This is a genomic window from Celeribacter naphthalenivorans (genome assembly GCF_020524585.1).
Lineage (GTDB): Bacteria > Pseudomonadota > Alphaproteobacteria > Rhodobacterales > Rhodobacteraceae > Celeribacter > Celeribacter naphthalenivorans.
On record NZ_JAIVLK010000029.1, the window covers coordinates 1 to 513 of the forward strand.

Here is a 513-nt window from a genome sequence, read left to right on the forward strand (position 1 = left end):
AGAGCGGAACCTGCGATGATCGGAATATCGTCGCCCGGGAAGTCGTAAGCGGACAGAAGCTCACGGATTTCCATTTCGACGAGCTCGAGGAGCTCTTCGTCGTCAACCTGGTCCACTTTGTTCATGAACACGACCAGAGCCGGAACGCCAACCTGACGCGCAAGCAGGATGTGCTCGCGGGTCTGCGGCATCGGGCCGTCAGCTGCGTTCACAACCAGGATACCGCCGTCCATCTGGGCCGCACCGGTGATCATGTTTTTCACGTAGTCGGCGTGGCCGGGGCAGTCGACGTGTGCGTAGTGGCGGTTCTCGGTCTCGTACTCAACGTGAGCGGTCGAGATCGTGATGCCGCGGGCTTTCTCTTCCGGCGCGCCGTCGATTTGGTCGTAGGCTTTGAAGTCACCAAAGTATTTGGTGATCGCTGCCGTCAGGGTGGTTTTACCGTGGTCAACGTGGCCGATCGTGCCGATGTTCACGTGCGGTTTCGAACGCTCAAACTTTTCCTTAGCCATA

1 protein-coding gene is annotated in these 513 nt (G+C 58.5%); it reads right to left on the minus strand.

Features of this window, described 5'->3' with window-relative positions; translation table 11 throughout:
• Window positions 1-512 (minus strand): GTP-binding protein (locus tag LC094_RS21530; protein WP_226554851.1); only part of this gene is annotated, 512 nt, incomplete at its 3' end.
• Window position 513: the final 1 nt, after the last annotated feature.